This window comes from Caulobacter sp. AVps16 (assembly GCF_058681455.1).
The window spans coordinates 3,428,934-3,444,047 of record NZ_CM178739.1; the positions used below are offsets into that span (position 1 = coordinate 3,428,934).

Consider the following 15,114-nt stretch of genomic DNA (forward strand, 5'->3'; position numbering starts at 1 on the left):
TTAAGCGCAAGCTACTCCCCCTACCCTTCCTCCGCCGGCACGTCATAAGCCGCCATCATCGCCATGTTCAAAATCCGCGACACCGACGCGCTCAGCGGCGTGATCTGGACCGACTTGCTCAGCCCCAGCAGCACCGGCCCGATCACCGTCGCCCCGCCCAGGCTCTGGACCAGCTTGGTCGAGATCGAGGCGGCGTGGATGGCCGGCATGATCAGGATATTGGCGCTGTCGGTCAGACGCATGAACGGGTAATTCGCCCGCTTTTCCGGGTCCAGCGCCAGTTCGGGCGGCATCTCGCCCTCATATTCGAAGTCGACATCCATCTCGTCGAGCATGGCCACAGCCTCACGGACCTTTTCCGAGCGCAGGCCCATCGGGTTGCCGAAGGTGGAATAGCTCATGAAGGCGACGCGCGGCTTGAAGCCCAGGCGGGTGACGGCGCGGGCCGCCTCGCAGGCGATCTCGACCAGTTCCTCGGCCTCGGGCAGCTCGGTGACATTGGTGTCGGCCACAAAGATGGTGCGACCCTTGGCCAGGACCACCGACATGCCCATGATCCGGCCGCCGGGGGCGGGATCGACCACGCGCAGCACATCCTCCAGGGCCTGGTCGAAGCTGCGGGTGACGCCGGTGACCATGCCATCGGCCTCGCCATGGATGACCATCGAGGCGGCAAAGCTGTTGCGGTCCTGGTTGATCAGGCGCTGGACGTCGCGCTTCAGATAGCCGTTGCGCTGCAGGCGCTTGTACAGGGCCTCGACATAGTCGGGATTGCGGTCCGACAGGCGGGCATTGATGATCTCGAGGCCGGCGGTGTCGGGGTCGAGGCCGACGACGCGCATGTTCTCGGCCACCAGGTTTTCGCGGCCGCAGAGGATGGCCTTGCCATAGCCACCGGTCTGGTAGGCATAGGCGGCGCGGATCACCGACGGGTCCTCGCCCTCGGCAAAGACGATGCGCTTGGGATTGGCCAGCACGGCCCCGGCGATCTTCTGCAGGAAGCCGGCGGTGGGATCCAGGCGCTGGGCGAGGCTGGCGCGATAGGCGTCCATGTCCTCGATCGGCTTGCGGGCCACGCCGGTGTCCATCGCCGCCTGGGCGACGAAGGGCGGCACATACCAGATCAGGCGCGGGTCGAAGGCCGAGGGGATGATATATTGCGGGCCGAACTTCAGCTGGCGGCCGTGATAGGCGGCGGCCACCTCATCCGGCACGTCCTCGCGGGCCAGCATGGCCAGGGCATTGGCGCAGGCGATCTTCATCTCGTGATTGACGCGGCGGGCCCGCACGTCGAGGGCCCCGCGGAAGATGTAGGGGAAGCCGAGGACGTTATTGACCTGGTTGGGATAGTCGCTGCGGCCGGTGCCCATGATCGCGTCGCTGCGGACGGCGTGGACCTCTTCCGGCGTGATCTCCGGATCGGGATTGGCCATGGCGAAGATCACCGGGTTGGGGGCCATGCTGGCGATCATCTCGGGGGTGAAGGCCCCCTTGGCCGAGAGGCCCAGCAGAACGTCCGCGCCCTTGACCGCCTCGGCCAGGGTGCGCTTGTCGGTGTCGACCGCGTGGGCGCTCTTCCACTGGTTCATGCCCTCGGTGCGGCCGCGATAGAGCACGCCCTTGGAATCGACGGCGATGACGTTTTCGGCCTTCACGCCCATGGCCTTGATCAGTTCCATCGAGGCGATGCCGGCCGCGCCCGGACCGTTGAGCACGACCTTGACGTCCTCCAGCCGCTTGCCGGTGATGTGGCAGGCATTGATCAGGCCGGCGGCGCAGATGATCGCCGTGCCGTGCTGGTCGTCATGGAACACCGGGATGTCGAGCAGCTCCTGCAGCTCGGTTTCGATGCGGAAGCATTCGGGGCTCTTGATGTCCTCCAGATTGATGCCGCCGAAGGTGACGCCGATGTTCTTGACCACCGTGATGATCTCGTCGGCGTCCTTGGTGGTGATCTCGATATCGATCGAGTCAACGTCACCGAAGCGCTTGAAGAGGACGCTCTTGCCCTCCATCACCGGCTTGGAGGCCAGGGCCCCCAGGTCGCCGAGGCCGAGGATGGCGGTGCCGTTGGAGATGACGGCGACCAGATTGCCCTTGGAGGTATATTCATAGGCCATGTCCGGATCGGCGGCGATGGCGTGGACCGGAACGGCGACGCCGGGCGAATAGGCCAGGGACAGGTCGCGCTGGGTGGCCATCGGCTTGGTCGGGACGATGGCGATCTTGCCGGGGGTCGGGTAGCGGTGGAAGGCCAGCGCTTCAGCGTCGGTGAAGGTCTTCTTCTCGGTGTCGCTCATAACCCGCGGTTCCGTCCTGCATGACAGTGGAGGGGACGAGCCGGTCGATGCGGAGCGCCCTTATGTGACGACACCGTAGCGGCGGGATTCCGGCCTCACAACCTGCCGTGCGGGATAAAAACGGGCGCAAACGCTTGTTGGGCTTGGCCTTCCGGACCGTCAGACCCCGGTCGCGACGTCGATCCGCGATTGACCGGGGCCCGCAGAATGGGTGACTAGGCACTCATGACCAAGCCCGTGAACATCGCCATTGCCGGGGCCCTGGGCCGCATGGGCCAGGCCGTCGCCAGAACCCTGGACGGCCACGCCCTGGCCCGTGCCGTGGCCCGCTTCGACCGTCCCGAGGCGACCGGCGAGGACCTGGTGACGCGCGACGTCGCCCTCGAGGCCGCCCAGGCGGTGATCGACTTCACCCTGCCCGAGGCCTCGGTGCTGCTGGCCGAGGCCTGTGCGGCACGCGGCGGGCCGGCCGTGGTGATCGGCTCGACCGGCTTTACCCCCGACCAGATCGCCCGCATCGACGTGGCGGCGACCAAGATCGCCATCGTCCGCTCGGGCAACTATTCTCTGGGCGTCAACATGCTGATGGGCCTGGTGAAACAGGCTGCCGCAGCCCTGCCGGCCAGCGAATGGGACATCGAGGTCTTCGAGGCCCATCACAAGCGCAAGATCGACGCCCCCTCGGGCACGGCCCTGATGCTGGGCCAGGCGGCCGCCGAGGGCCGCGGGGTCGATCTGGAGGCGGTGTCCGACCGGGGCCGCGACGGCGTCACCGGGCCCCGCACCGAGGGCGACATCGGCTTTTCGGTCGTGCGCGGCGGCGGCATCATCGGCGAGCACAGCGTGCTCTTCGCCGGCGAGGAGGAGGTCCTGACCCTGTCGCACTCGGCGACTGACCGCGGCCTGTTCGCCCGCGGGGCCGTGGCCGCGGCGGTCTGGGCCGTCAGCCAGCCGCCCGGACACTACGACATGCAGGATGTTCTGGGCTTTCGTCGCTAGGCTCGGCCCTCTAGACAGGAACCCGAGCCGGGGGGCTTGCATTCAGACCAGGACCTGATGGCCGAGCCGACGACCCAACCTGCCCCCTCGAGCCCGGACGGGCCACCGCCCCTGCCGGGGCGGCGACGCTCTGCGTGGTGGGTCGATGCCGGGCTTGAGGCCGTTTCGCTGTCGATGCTGGGTGTCATCGCCGTCGGCCTGCTGATCCATGGCGGCCGGCGCGAGATCAGCCGCGACCTGGCCCAGAGCTGGCTGCAGGCGCACGGCGTCGATGCCGTGATCACGGTCGACGAGCTCGACGCCAGCGGCTTTACCGGTTCGGTGCGGCTGGGGCCCCGCAATGATCCCAGCTTCACGGCAGAGCGGATCGAGGTGGCCTATGATCTGCGCGCGCCCTGGATGGCCGGGGCGAAACCGGGCAGCGGCCTCGCGCTTGAAACCCGCGCCGTGCGCCTGGTGCGCCCGCGCCTGAAGGCGAGGCTGACCGACCAGGGTCTCGACCTTGGCCCGCTGCAGCCCCTGGTCAACGACCTGCTGAAGGCCCCGCGCCGGTCCGGGCCCGGCGGCCCCGCCATCCTGGTCGAGAATGCCCGCCTCGACCTGCGCACACCCGGCGGTCTGGTCCGCCTGACCGGCGATGCCAGTCTCGACAAGGGCCAGTTGCTGCACCTCGACGGACGGTTGGGTCGCGCGCGCTATGTCACCGATCAGCTGCTGATCGAGGCGCGCGGCGCCCTGCTGACAGCCCGCAAGCGCGGCGACCGCCTGGCCGTCACCGCCCGCTTCGACCTCGACGCCCTGGTCGCCGAGACGGTCGAACTGGAAGACGCCCAGGGCCAGATCGACGCCGAAATCGCCTATCCCGACCTGACGACCCGTTCGGCCAGGGGCCCGGCCGAGCTGCGCGCCATGATCAAGGCCGGCTCGGCCCGGACGGGCGATATCCGCAGCGACAGGGCTGCGGCCAGCCTGGCCCTGATCGGCGCTCTGGACGGCTCCCTGACCCAGCCCCGTTTCAGCGGCCGGATGGTCGGCGAGGCCCATGGCCAGGCCCTGCAGGCCCCCGGTCTGGAAGCCCGCGAGATCGGCCTCGGTCTCGACTTCGATCAGCTCGTGGCCGAGCGCCTGGACGAGAGGATCGCCGCCCGGGGCCGGGGCCAGATCCAGGCTGAGGCCAAACAGGCCCTGGCCGGCGGCATCGCCCTGAGGGAGGCAGCGGGGCAGCTGCAGCTGTCCGACCTGAGCCTGGCCGCCGAGCCGGACGGTCTGCGGGCCAGCGGCCCCCTGGCCCTGCAGCTGGGGGCCAGCCGCGCGGCCCGCGGCAGCCTGGCCCTCACCAGCCTGGTGGTCGAGGCCCGGGGCCGGACCGATGGCCTCCTGCGCAGACCGGACCTGAACCTGACCGGGTCGGCGGAGGCCGATAGCGGCCTGTCCCGGCCCGACGCCGAACGCCTGGCCGGTGCCCTGCCCGATCCCGCCGATGTCCGCGCCGCCACCCAGGCCCTGCAGACCTTCGAGCTCAAGGCCCCGGGCCTGAGCCTGACCCTGGGCGACGGCCGTACCCGCCTTGGCCTGAGCCGGCCGATCAGCCTGAACGCCGCGCCGGGCGTTCGGGCCAGCCTCGCCGCGCCCCGGGGTCCGCTGCTGGACGCGGCAGACGGCCGGATGCACGGCAACCTGGTCGCCAGCCTGTCCGGCGGCGGCCTGCCCAGCCTGGACCTTGAGGTGCCGGACTGGCGCTGGGACGGCCTTGTCCTGAGCGCGCCCCTCACCCTGGCCGGCGACCAGTTCGATATCGCGCCGCTCCAGGGCCTGGCGGGACGGTTCGAGGGCCTGGCCAAGGTTTCGGGGTCGCGCGCCACCTTCACCCTGGCCCGTTGCCAGCCCCTGACCGCCGTGCGCCTGCGCATGGGGGATACGCCTCTCTCGCACCCCGGCGCGACCCTCTGCGCCGGGTCCGGGCCCCTGCTCACCGTCGAGAGCGGTCTCTGGACCACCGCCGCCCGCTTCAGCGACCTGACCGTCTCGCTGGACGAGGCCCAGGCCAGCGTCGAGGGCGGGGCCGGCAGCCTGAGCGCCGACAATGCCGGCGGGTCGATGCGCGCCGAGGTTCGCCTGGATCAGGGCACATTGCGCGATGTCGCCGAAGGCCGGCGGTTCAATCCGATCCGGACCACCGGTCGCCTCGCCCTATCGAACGGCCTCTGGACCGGCGGCCTCGACGCCGCCACCCCGCTCGGCCAGCCCCTGGGCCGGATCACCCTGCGCCACGACGTCGCCCAGGCGCGAGGCCGGGCCGAGCTCGATGCCTCCAGACTGGCCTTCCAGCCGGACGGCCTGCAACCCGGCGAACTGTCGCCGCTGGCCGCCGGGGCAAGACAGGCCACCGGTCCCGCCAGCCTGACCGGCCTGTTCGTCTGGGACGCCGACGGCATGCGGAGCTCGGGACGGCTTTCGGTCGGCCCTCTCGACTTCACCAGCCCGATCGGCGTCGTGGCCGACCTGCAGGGCAAGATCGACTTCACCAGCCTGGCACCCCTGGTCAGTGCGCCCGACCAGAGGCTGAGGGTCAGCCGGATCGACGCCTTCGTGCCGCTGGACGGATTTGCCGCCGCCTTCCGCCTCGGGTCCGAGGCGCTGCAGATCGACTCGGCCGTGTTCGAGGCCGCCAAGGGCCGGGTCTCGATCGAGCCGACCGAGGTCTCCCTGGAGCCGGGCCAGCCGATCCGGGGGGTAATTGTCGTCCAGCACATGGATCTGGGCGAACTGATCGCCGCCTCGTCCCTGGTCGAGAAGATCCAGCTGGACGCCGTCGTCGACGGTCGGCTGCCGTTCGAGCTCGGCCCCAAGGGTTTTCGCCTGCTGGAGGGCCGGATCACCGCCATCCGTCCGGGCCGCCTGGCCCTGTCGCGCGCGGCCCTGAGCGGAGTTCAGGCCGGGGTCCAGGCCCCGGGCGGCGACAGTCCCGGCGCGCCCGCCCCGGCCGCAGCCCCCGTCAATGCCATTCAGGACTTCGCCTATCAGGCCATGGAGAACCTGTCGTTCACGACCCTGGAGGCCAGCGTCAACAGCACCGACCAGGGGCGGCTGGCGATCCTGTTCCACATCAAGGGCGAGCACGATCCCAAGGTCGCTGAAAAGGCCCGGATCGGACTGCTGGACCTTTTGCGCGGCAAGGCGTTCAACAAGCGCATCGCCCTGCCGGCCAGGACGCCCGTCGACCTGACCCTCGACACCTCGCTGAATCTCGATGACCTGCTGGCGGCCTGGCGACGCGCCTACCGGGGTGAAGACCCAAACGAGACCCGTTCAGACCCGGTTCAGCCATGACCGGTCACCGTCCACCCGAACTTGGAGACACCCGCATGAAAAAGCGCGCCCTGCTATTGGGCCTGATCGCGACGGGGGCGCTGGCCGCCTGCACGCCGACGATCCGCGTCAAGGTCGACCCGATCAATATCTACGCCAAGCTGGACGCCGACGTCCGGGTGCGTCTGGACAAGGAAGTCCAGAGCCTGATCCAGCAAAACCCCAACCTGTTCTAGGACTGGACCCGAGATGATGCGCAAGACACTGACGGTTCTGGCCCTGGGCCTGACCCTGACCGCTCTGGGCACAGGCGCCGTCCTGGCCCAGTCCTCCGCCGCCAAGGCCACTGTTGACGCCGCCAAGGCGGCCGGCGTGGTGGGTGAACAGGCCGACGGCTATCTCGGTATCGTGGCCGGGGGCGACGACGCCCTGCGCGCCTCGGTCGCCGAGATCAATATCGGCCGTGCCGCCGCCTACAAGGAGATCGCCGCCCGCACCGGCGTGACCCCCGAAGCCGCCGGCCAGGCCACCGCCAAGCAACTCTACAGCCGCCTGGCCCCGGGCTACTACTGGAAGCCGCTCGACGGCGGCTGGATGAAAAAGTAGCGATTCAAGGACTTGCCCCCACCGGGCTGCTGCGCAGCCGTCCGCCCCCGTAGGGGGCGGATGAACTCATCTTCCCCCTCCGGGGGAGGAGGGCCGCAGGCCCGGAGGGGGCCAGTATTTACCGCACTGGAACCACCGCCCCAGGTTCCCTAAGAACGGCCCATGTCCGGGCTGACCCTCAAATCCATCACCCCCTATGCCGCCCTGTTCGGGGCGATCGTGACGCTGTGCGTCGGGACCTCCTTCGCCAAGCAGCTGTTTCCCGCCATCGGGGCCACAGGCACCACGGCCTACCGGGTCGGTTTCTCCGCCCTGGTGCTGCTGGCGCTCTGGCGGCCCTGGCGCCACCCCCTGACCCGGACCGACCTGAAGACGGTGGCGCTCTATGGCGCGGTCATCGGTCTGATGAACCTCTGCTTCTACATGTCGCTGCGGACCATCCCCCTGGGCCTGGCCATCGCCATCGAGTTCACCGGGCCCCTGGGTCTGGCCCTGCTGTATTCGCGCAAGCTCATCCATTTCGTCTGGATCAGCCTGGCGGTCCTGGGCCTGCTGCTGCTTCTGCCCCTGAAGGCCGGAGCCGGCAGCCTGGACCCGGTCGGGGTCGGCTTTGCCGGGGCGGCGGCGGTGATGTGGGCGCTTTACATCGTGCTGGGCAAGCGCACCGGCCATCTGCATGCGGGCCGTACCGTGGCCCTGGGCATGAGCACGGCGGCCCTGATCGTCGTGCCTGTCGGCCTGGTCAGCGCCGGCGCCGAGCTGTTCCATCCGCGCTGGCTGCTGATGGGACTGATGGTGGCGGTGCTGTCGAGTGCCATCCCCTACTCCCTGGAAATGATCGCCATGAAGGGCATCCCCAAGCGCAGCTTCGGCGTCATGCTCAGCGCCGAACCGGCGGTCGGAGCCCTGGCCGGCCTGGCCCTGCTGGGCGAACGCCTGGCCCCGCTGCAATGGCTGGCCATAGGCTGCATCATCGCCGCCTCCGCCGGGACCATCCTGACGACGGAGTCGCGAATAGAAGACCCTCTCCCATAGGGAGAGGGCTGTTATTTACCCCGCGCCACGAACCAGCCGTTGCGGAATCCCTGGTCGGCCTTGCCATAGACAAAGGCCTCGCCGTCCGGTGCGGTGAACCGGCCGCCGGCCGCGACAAGGATCGCGTGGCCGGCCGCCGTATCCCATTCCATGGTCGGACCATGGCGCGGATAGATGTCAGCCGATCCCTCGGCGATGCGACACATCTTGATCGAGCTGTCCATCGGCGTGCGCAGGTCAAAACCGTACTGGGCCGCCAGTTCTGCGGCGCGTTCCGGCTTCATCGTATGGCTGACCAGGGCCACGGCCGCGCCCTGCGGCCAGGGGCGGACCTGGACCGGGGCGTCAGCACCGCCAGGAGCCTGGCGCTTGAGCACCCCGTCGGCGGTGGTGAACCAGGCTTCGCCCGTGGCCGGGGCCACGATCGCCCCCGCCACCGGCACACCGTTCTCGATCAGGCCGATATTGACCGTGAAGCTGGGATCGCCGCGCACGAAGGCCTTGGTGCCGTCGACGGGATCGACCAGGAAGAAGCGCGGGCCGATATCCTCCGGCGCGCCATATTCGCTGGCATGCTCTTCCGACACCGTCGGCACGCCGGGGAAGACCTCGGCCAGCCGCTTGAGGATCAGGATCTCGCCGGCCTTGTCGGCCTCGGTCACCGGGCTGGAATCGGCCTTGTGCTCGACATTCAGCTCCGTCTGCCAGAACGGCAGGATGACCGTCGCGGCCTCCTCGCAGATCAGGGCGAGCGCCCGGCCCCAGTCCGCGAGGGGCAGGTCGGCGGGTGACAGATCGGACGCGGCCATAAAACTTCCTCTCATCACGACCCTCTGGGGTCGTCGCCGACATAGACGAGGGTCACGCGCTGGGCGTCGATCGTCTGCTTGCCGGCGTCTTCGAAATTGACGGTCACGCGATGGCCGATCACCGACTGCACCTGTCCCAGGCCCCAGTCGGGCTGGTCAGGGTGGCGCACCAAGACGCCAGGCTCGAGAAACGGATCCATGACGCAGCCCTGATAAGCCGCGCGACCGGTTTGCCAAAGCCTCAAATCACGCCAAACTCCGGCCTCATGACCGACACGCCCCTCGAGCCCGCCCCGACCACGACCGTTGACGTCAACGGGCCGGACTTCGCCGCCATGCTGGCCGCCCGCCTGTGTCACGACTTCATCAGTCCGGCCAGCGCCATCGTCTCGGGCCTCGACCTGCTCGAAGACCCTTCGGCCCAGGACATGCGCGAAGACGCCATGAGCCTGATCTCCTCCTCGGCCCGCAAGCTGGCCGACCTGCTGCAGTTCTGCCGCGTCGCCTTCGGGGCCTCGGCCTCGGCGGAGGCCTTCGACTCGCGCGAGCTCGAAAAACTGGCCCAGGGCGTGTTCGACCATGTGCGGCCCCAGATGGTCTGGGCCATTGAATCCCAGGCGATCAACAAGGCTGCGGCCCGGGCGGTGCTCAATATCGCCCAGCTGGCCGCCAGCGCCCTGCCGGCCGGTGGCATCGCCACCCTGAAGGGGATCACGGCCGAGGGCCGGTTCCTGATCACCGCCGACGCCGTCGGCAACCGCGCCCGCCTGCGGCCCGAGGTCCTGGCCGGCCTGCGCGGCGAGGCCCTGACCGAAGGGCTCGGCGGACCCTGGGTGCAGGCGGCCTATCTGCACGCCCTGGTGCGGGCTGCGGGCGGTCAGGTCGCCGTCGAGGCGGCCGAGGATCGCATCAGCCTGGCCTGCTGGGTCCCGGCCTGACCCTGATCCACAGGCTAGCGCGCCTTTCGGGGCTCATGCTCACCGCTCCTTAACCTCGGTGCCCGACGATGGGTGTCTGGGATTGGAGCATGCCGTGAAGACCTGTCTGGTGGTCGACGACAGCCGGGTGATCCGCAAGGTTGCCCGCCGGGTCCTCGAGGACATCGGCTTTGAGATCGCCGAGGCCGCCGATGGCATGGAGGCCCTCGCGTGGTGTCGCGCCGCCATGCCTGATGCTGTTCTGCTCGACTGGAACATGCCGGTGATGAACGGCATCGAATTCCTGCGCCAGCTGCGCAACGAGCCGGGTGGCGACGGACCGACCGTGGTGTTCTGCACGGTCGAGAACGACGTCGACCATATCCGCACGGCCCTCGAGGCCGGAGCCAACGAATACATCATGAAGCCGTTTGACGGCGAGATCATCGCGGCGAAGTTCGCCGAGGCGGGCCTGCTGTGACGTCCGAAGACATGGAACTCCTGGCCGCCCTCGGCCGCGCCCGCGCCGGCCTCCACATCGATGTCGACAAGACCTATGTGGTCGAAAGCCGCCTGGCTCCCCTGGCTCGCCGCGAAGGCTTCGATTCGATCGATGCCCTGATGGCCACCCTGCGCAGCAAGCGCGAGGAGCGCCTGATCTGGGCGGTCATCGAGGCCCTGACCTTCAACGAGACCCAGTTCTTCCGCGACCGCGCGGTCTTTGCCCATCTGCGCGACACGGTGCTCCCGACCCTGTCCAGGGCCCGTCGCGACCAGCCGATCCGGCTGTGGAGCGCTGCCTGTTCGACCGGCCAGGAGGTCTATTCCCTGGCCATGGCGGCCGGTGACTGCCGCGATGTCGAGCCAGGCGCGAAATTCGAATTCTTCGGCTCCGACCTGTCGGAACGCTGCCTGGAAAAGGCCCAGAGCGGCCTCTACACCCAGTTCGAGGTCCAGCGCGGCCTGCCCATCGCCCAGCTGGTCAAGCACTTCGCCAACCAGGACGACACCTGGGAGATCTCGCCGCGCATTCGTCAGTCCGTGCGCTGGAAGCGGATCAACCTGCTCAGCGACCTGTCCGCCCTCGGCCGGTTCGATGTGATCCTGCTGCGCCATGTGCTGGACGGCCTTGAGCCCTCGTATCATGGCCGGATCATCGAAAGCCTGACCGCGCGCCTGGCCGATGACGGGGTCCTGGTGCTGGGCCCGGACGATGCCTTGCCCTTCGCGGCCACAGAGCTGTTCGAAGCTTCAGACCAGGCCGGGGTCTTTGTCCGCCGGTCCGCCCGCCAGGCCGAAGCGGCGGCCTGAGGCCAGTTCATCCCAGAAAAAAGGCCCGCAACGCCCCGGGGCGTTGCGAGCCTGATCGTGTCCCGGACCCGGAGGTCCTAGTTCTTGGCGTCCTTGGCCGTGTCGGTTACCGCCTTGCCGGCCGATGAGACATCCTTGCCGGCGCCTTCGACGGTATTGCAGGCAGCGACCGACAGGCTGGCGGCGAGAGCGGCCAGGATGATGAACTTGCGCATGATGTTCTCCGGTGGACTGGCCCGTTTGGGCCTGGGACCTAGTGTCGCCCCAGAAAACGCCCCCGGTGACGCTAGGTTCCGGACGGGGCCGGAAGCTGCGGCGTCGGGAAGACCAGGCGGACGAGCAGGCCGCCCCCGGGGCTGGCCTCAAAACTGACCTGGCCGCGAAGCTGACGGGCAAAGGCGGTCATCAGGGTACGGCCAACCCCCTCGCCCAGCCCTTCCAGCAGGCCGGGGCCGTCGTCGCCGATCGACAGTTCGGCCTCGTCTCCACGCACGACGAAATGCACCGACAGGGTCCCGCCCCGGTCGGCGAAGGCATGTTTCCGGGCGTTGGAGATCGCCTCGACGGCAAAGAGGGCAATGGGGGCCAGCCGATCGGGATCGATGACCAGGGGGTCGGCATGGACCCGGGTGTGCACGCAGCCGGTCCCGGACCGCTCGCCGATCAGCACCTGCGCCGTCAGCTCCTCGAGAAAGGCGCGCAGGTCCACCTGCTTTAGATTGGGTCCGTGATAGAGGGCCCGATAGATCTGGGCCAGAGCGGTAATCCGCTGGCGGGTGTCGTTCATCGCCGCCCGGGCCGCCGGATCAGCCAGGGCCCGCTGCTGCAGATTGAGCAGGGAGGTGATGATCTGCAGGTTGTTCTTCACCCGGTGATGGATCTCGCGCATCAGCGCGTCCTTCTCGGCCAGGCTGTCCATCAACGAGGCGTCCCGGGCGACGATGGCCGCGGCCATGTCGTCGAGGGTGGCGGCCAGTTCGCGGATCTCGGGCGGGGCCCGCTTGGCCTGCAGGGGCCGGACGGTGAACCGCCCCCGGGCATAGATGGCGGCCACCCGCTGCAAATAGACGATCCAGCGGATCACCGCGCGCTCGGTGGCATAGAGCACCGCGCCCAGGGCGAGGCCAAAGGCGAGCAGGGGCAGGATCAGGCGCGAGATCGGATTGATCCAGGCCCAGGACAGCAGGCCCGGCGCGGGGGCCGACAGCAGGACAAAGACCCCGCTCTCGGTCAGGGGCGCGGCGGAATAGACCCGGCGGCGGTTCTGGCGATCCCGGCCGGACCACTGCACCGCCCCGCGCTGGTAGGCCGTCTCCCGCCAGCCCTGGGGCGGCGTGTCGAAGGCCCCGGCCTCGGTGGAGGCAAACACCGCTCCATGCGAGTCGACTAGGGCAATCTCGGCCCCTTCGGGCATGAAGCGGTTGGCCGTTTCGAGGCGCAGGCTGCGCAGGGTCAGGACCGCGACCATGGCCCCGTCGAACCGGCCGTCCGGACCGTCGGCCCGCACGGCGGCGACCACTGACGGTTCGGCCGCATAGACGGCGCCCGGTGAACTGGCCACCACCAGGCTGGAACCGGCCGCCAGTTCGCGAAACCAGATCCGTCCGGCCCTCTGGCGGTCGAGCGGCGTGGTTCCGGCGGCGCAGACCACCCGGCCCCGGGCGTCGAACCGCACCAGATTGGCATAGCCCGGCAGGCGCTTGCGCACATCGGCCAGGCGCTGGGCGCATTCCAGGCCCACCGAACCGGGACCCAGGGTCTGGAGCAGAACCCCGGCCGCCTCGATCCGGGCCCGGGCAATGGCCGCACTGCGGCCGGCGGCCAGTTCCAGGCTTTGCCGGCGCAGATCCGCCTCGGCCCGAAAGGCAAAGACCGATTGCAGTCCGCCCAGCAACAGCACCGGCAGCAGGGCGATAAACAGGGCCACCGCCAGCCGCACGCGGATCGAGTTTACAGCCTCCGCGCCCGGGCGACGAAAGGCTCTCACCGCAGGGAGCTCAGGCGCTCCGCATCGGCCAGGATCGAACCCATGGCCTCGCCCGCCGATCGGCCGTCGCGATCATAGGCCCCGGCCTCGAGAATGGCCTGCAACGCCCGACGGGCCCGGCTCACCCGGCTTTTGACCGTGCCCACGGCGCAGCCGCAGATCGCGGCGGCCTCTTCATAGGCAAAGCCACCGGCCCCGACCAGGATCAGGGCTTCCCGCTGCTCGGCCGGCAGCATGGCCAGGCTCAGACGCAATTCGTCCAGGGCGACCGGGGCCTCCGGGTCATCGACCGCCACCAGGGTCCGCTCGGCGGCTTCCTGGTCAAGCTGGCTCTGACGCCAGGACCGCCGCTTTTCGGAATAGAACTGGTTGCGCAGGATCATGAAGGTCCAGGCCTTCATATTGGTGCCCAGCTGGAAGCTGGCCCGCGCGTCCCAGGCCTTCATCATGGCGTCCTGGGCCAGGTCGTCGGCAGCGGTCGGATCCCCGGTCAGGGTCCGGGCAAAGGCCCGCAGATGGGGGATCAGCTTCACCAGCTCGCGCTTGAAGGCCTGATCGCGCGGCGGGTCAAAGGGCGAGCGACCGACCTGGGCTTCCGTGTCCGGCGGGCTCATGGCTCGCCGGCCGGCTGGTCTGCCTTTCGCAGGATCTCGAGGAATTCGTCCGGGACCGCCTCATTGACGACCTCGTCGAACATCTGGCGCAGCTTCACGCCGATGGCCTGCTGGCGCAGGCGCGTTTCGTCCAGCGCGGTGCCGCGCATGCGGTGATCTTCCATGGGTACGTGTTCGATCATGTCCTCGACGACACCGCAAACCTGCGGTGTCCGCCCCCTTTGGCCGATTATGGTCCTGCCAGACGACAACGCGAGTTTCCGTATCGGGTTCCACAAGCTTGGCCCTAGATTGGCAAAATTCCACAAAAGGCGGAACCGGCTTCCCAAGACCGCGTTCTAGTCGGGTTGGAATGGCCCAGCTTGGTCATGACTTCGCATTCTTTACGACGACACCGCATCGGGAGGGGTCATGAGTCTGCTTGCCCGGCTGGCACCGCATCTGCCTTATATTCGTCGCTACGCCCGCGCCCTGACCGGCGACCAGGCCACCGGCGATCACTATGTCCGGGTCGCGCTTGAGGCCCTGGCCTCCGGCGACCGCTCGCTGGACGCCGGCCTGTCGCCCCGCGTCGCGCTCTATCACGTCTTCCATGCGATCTGGCTGTCGACCGGTGCCCAGCTTGAGGCCCGCCAGGACGATCGCGCCTCGCCCGCCGATGACGCCTCACAGCGGCTGATGCGGATCGCGCCGCGCTCGCGCCAGGCCTTCCTGCTCACCGCCCTGGAAGGCTTCACCCCGACCGAGGCCGCCCAGATTCTCGGCTGCGCCTTCGGCGACGTCGAGCGCCTGATCTCGGAGGCCCAGACCGAGATCGACGCCGAACTGGCCACCACCGTGCTGATCATCGAAGACGAACCGGTGATCGCCGCGGACATCGAGGCCCTGGTCCGCGAACTGGGCCATGAGGTCACTGATATCGCCGCCACCCGCAGTGAAGCTCTGGAGGCCGTGTCGCGCCAGATGCCGGGCCTGGTCCTGGCCGACATCCAGCTGGCCGACGGCTCATCCGGCATCGACGCAGTCAAGGACATCCTGGCCCGTCTCGACGTGCCGGTGATCTTCATCACGGCCTTCCCCGAGCGCCTGCTGACCGGTGAGCGGCCGGAACCCACCTTCCTGATCACCAAGCCCTTCCAGCCGGAAACGGTGAAGGCGGCGATCGGCCAGGCGCTGTTTTTCCATCCCCGCCGCAGCCGCAAGGCCGCCTGATCCCGATGTCACCAA

The 15,114-nt window shown here is 68.9% G+C and carries 16 protein-coding genes; 9 read left to right on the top strand and 7 right to left on the bottom strand.

Annotated features, from left to right (window positions below):
* Window positions 1-20: 20 nt before the first annotated feature.
* Window positions 21-2,300: an NADP-dependent malic enzyme gene (locus ACW17U_RS16465; protein ID WP_492053861.1), complete on the bottom strand. Its 2,280-nt coding sequence runs from the start codon at window positions 2,298-2,300 to the stop codon at window positions 21-23.
* A 225-nt stretch (window positions 2,301-2,525) separates the two neighbouring features.
* On the opposite strand from ACW17U_RS16465, the gene dapB reads away from it, so the two are divergent.
* The 5 genes from dapB (at window position 2,526) to ACW17U_RS16490 (ending at window position 8,249) form a co-directional block, all read left to right on the top strand.
* Entirely contained in the window at window positions 2,526-3,299 is a 774-nt protein-coding gene (gene dapB / locus ACW17U_RS16470; RefSeq protein ID WP_492053863.1) for a 4-hydroxy-tetrahydrodipicolinate reductase, read from the top strand.
* Between the two features lie 36 nt (window positions 3,300-3,335).
* Window positions 3,336-6,629 carry an intermembrane phospholipid transport protein YdbH family protein gene (locus tag ACW17U_RS16475; protein WP_492053865.1) on the top strand — a complete coding sequence of 1,098 codons (3,294 nt, stop codon included), beginning with the start codon at window positions 3,336-3,338 and terminating at the stop codon, window positions 6,627-6,629.
* Window positions 6,630-6,664: 35 nt separating this feature from the next.
* Complete coding sequence (locus ACW17U_RS16480) at window positions 6,665-6,844, top strand: YnbE family lipoprotein (protein ID WP_062142766.1); 180 nt, start codon at window positions 6,665-6,667, stop codon at window positions 6,842-6,844.
* Window positions 6,845-6,857: 13 nt separating this feature from the next.
* Complete coding sequence (locus ACW17U_RS16485; protein ID WP_492053866.1) at window positions 6,858-7,214, top strand: YdbL family probable chaperone protein; 357 nt, start codon at window positions 6,858-6,860, stop codon at window positions 7,212-7,214.
* A 162-nt stretch (window positions 7,215-7,376) separates the two neighbouring features.
* Window positions 7,377-8,249 (top strand): EamA family transporter, encoded by an 873-nt coding sequence (locus ACW17U_RS16490; RefSeq protein ID WP_062142760.1) that lies wholly within the window; start codon window positions 7,377-7,379, stop codon window positions 8,247-8,249.
* Between the two features lie 11 nt (window positions 8,250-8,260).
* Here ACW17U_RS16490 and cysQ read toward each other — a convergent pair whose 3' ends face one another.
* Both cysQ and ACW17U_RS16500 read right to left on the bottom strand, forming a co-directional pair.
* The gene (gene cysQ, locus ACW17U_RS16495) at window positions 8,261-9,058 is read right to left on the bottom strand and encodes a 3'(2'),5'-bisphosphate nucleotidase CysQ (RefSeq protein ID WP_062142757.1); all 798 of its coding nucleotides are present in this window, start codon (window positions 9,056-9,058) and stop codon (window positions 8,261-8,263) included.
* A gap of 14 nt (window positions 9,059-9,072) precedes the next feature.
* Window positions 9,073-9,258, bottom strand: a complete 186-nt coding sequence (locus ACW17U_RS16500) for a DUF3553 domain-containing protein (RefSeq protein WP_062142754.1) — start codon at window positions 9,256-9,258, stop codon at window positions 9,073-9,075.
* A 66-nt stretch (window positions 9,259-9,324) separates the two neighbouring features.
* Between ACW17U_RS16500 and chpT the strand changes: the two genes are divergently transcribed.
* The 3 genes from chpT (at window position 9,325) to ACW17U_RS16515 (ending at window position 11,286) form a co-directional block, all read left to right on the top strand.
* A complete protein-coding gene (gene chpT, locus ACW17U_RS16505; protein ID WP_062142751.1) occupies window positions 9,325-9,996 on the top strand; it encodes a histidine phosphotransferase ChpT in 672 nt (223 codons plus the stop codon).
* 82 nt (window positions 9,997-10,078) lie between these two features.
* Complete coding sequence (locus tag ACW17U_RS16510) at window positions 10,079-10,456, top strand: response regulator (RefSeq protein ID WP_492053869.1); 378 nt, start codon at window positions 10,079-10,081, stop codon at window positions 10,454-10,456.
* Entirely contained in the window at window positions 10,453-11,286 is an 834-nt protein-coding gene (locus ACW17U_RS16515; RefSeq protein WP_492053871.1) for a CheR family methyltransferase, read from the top strand. The genes ACW17U_RS16510 and ACW17U_RS16515 overlap by 4 nt, the downstream gene beginning before the upstream one ends.
* Before the next feature lie 77 nt (window positions 11,287-11,363).
* On the opposite strand, the gene ACW17U_RS16520 is transcribed toward ACW17U_RS16515, so the two are convergent.
* The 4 genes from ACW17U_RS16520 to nepR form a co-directional block, all read right to left on the bottom strand.
* The gene (locus ACW17U_RS16520; RefSeq protein ID WP_492055755.1) at window positions 11,364-11,504 is read right to left on the bottom strand and encodes an entericidin A/B family lipoprotein; all 141 of its coding nucleotides are present in this window, start codon (window positions 11,502-11,504) and stop codon (window positions 11,364-11,366) included.
* 68 nt (window positions 11,505-11,572) lie between these two features.
* The gene (phyK, locus tag ACW17U_RS16525) at window positions 11,573-13,273 is read right to left on the bottom strand and encodes a sensor histidine kinase PhyK (RefSeq protein ID WP_492053873.1); all 1,701 of its coding nucleotides are present in this window, start codon (window positions 13,271-13,273) and stop codon (window positions 11,573-11,575) included.
* Window positions 13,270-13,887, bottom strand: coding sequence for a sigma-70 family RNA polymerase sigma factor (locus tag ACW17U_RS16530; RefSeq protein WP_062142737.1), 618 nt, complete (start codon window positions 13,885-13,887; stop codon window positions 13,270-13,272). Before ACW17U_RS16530 ends, phyK begins: the two co-directional genes overlap by 4 nt.
* On the bottom strand, window positions 13,884-14,069 hold the full coding sequence (nepR, locus tag ACW17U_RS16535; RefSeq protein ID WP_062142734.1) for an anti-sigma T factor NepR: 186 nt from the start codon (window positions 14,067-14,069) through the stop codon (window positions 13,884-13,886). Before nepR ends, ACW17U_RS16530 begins: the two co-directional genes overlap by 4 nt.
* A gap of 229 nt (window positions 14,070-14,298) precedes the next feature.
* On the opposite strand from nepR, the gene phyR reads away from it, so the two are divergent.
* Window positions 14,299-15,099 carry an anti-anti sigma factor/receiver protein PhyR gene (gene phyR, locus ACW17U_RS16540; protein ID WP_062142731.1) on the top strand — a complete coding sequence of 267 codons (801 nt, stop codon included), beginning with the start codon at window positions 14,299-14,301 and terminating at the stop codon, window positions 15,097-15,099.
* The last annotated feature ends 15 nt before the right edge of the window (window positions 15,100-15,114 follow it).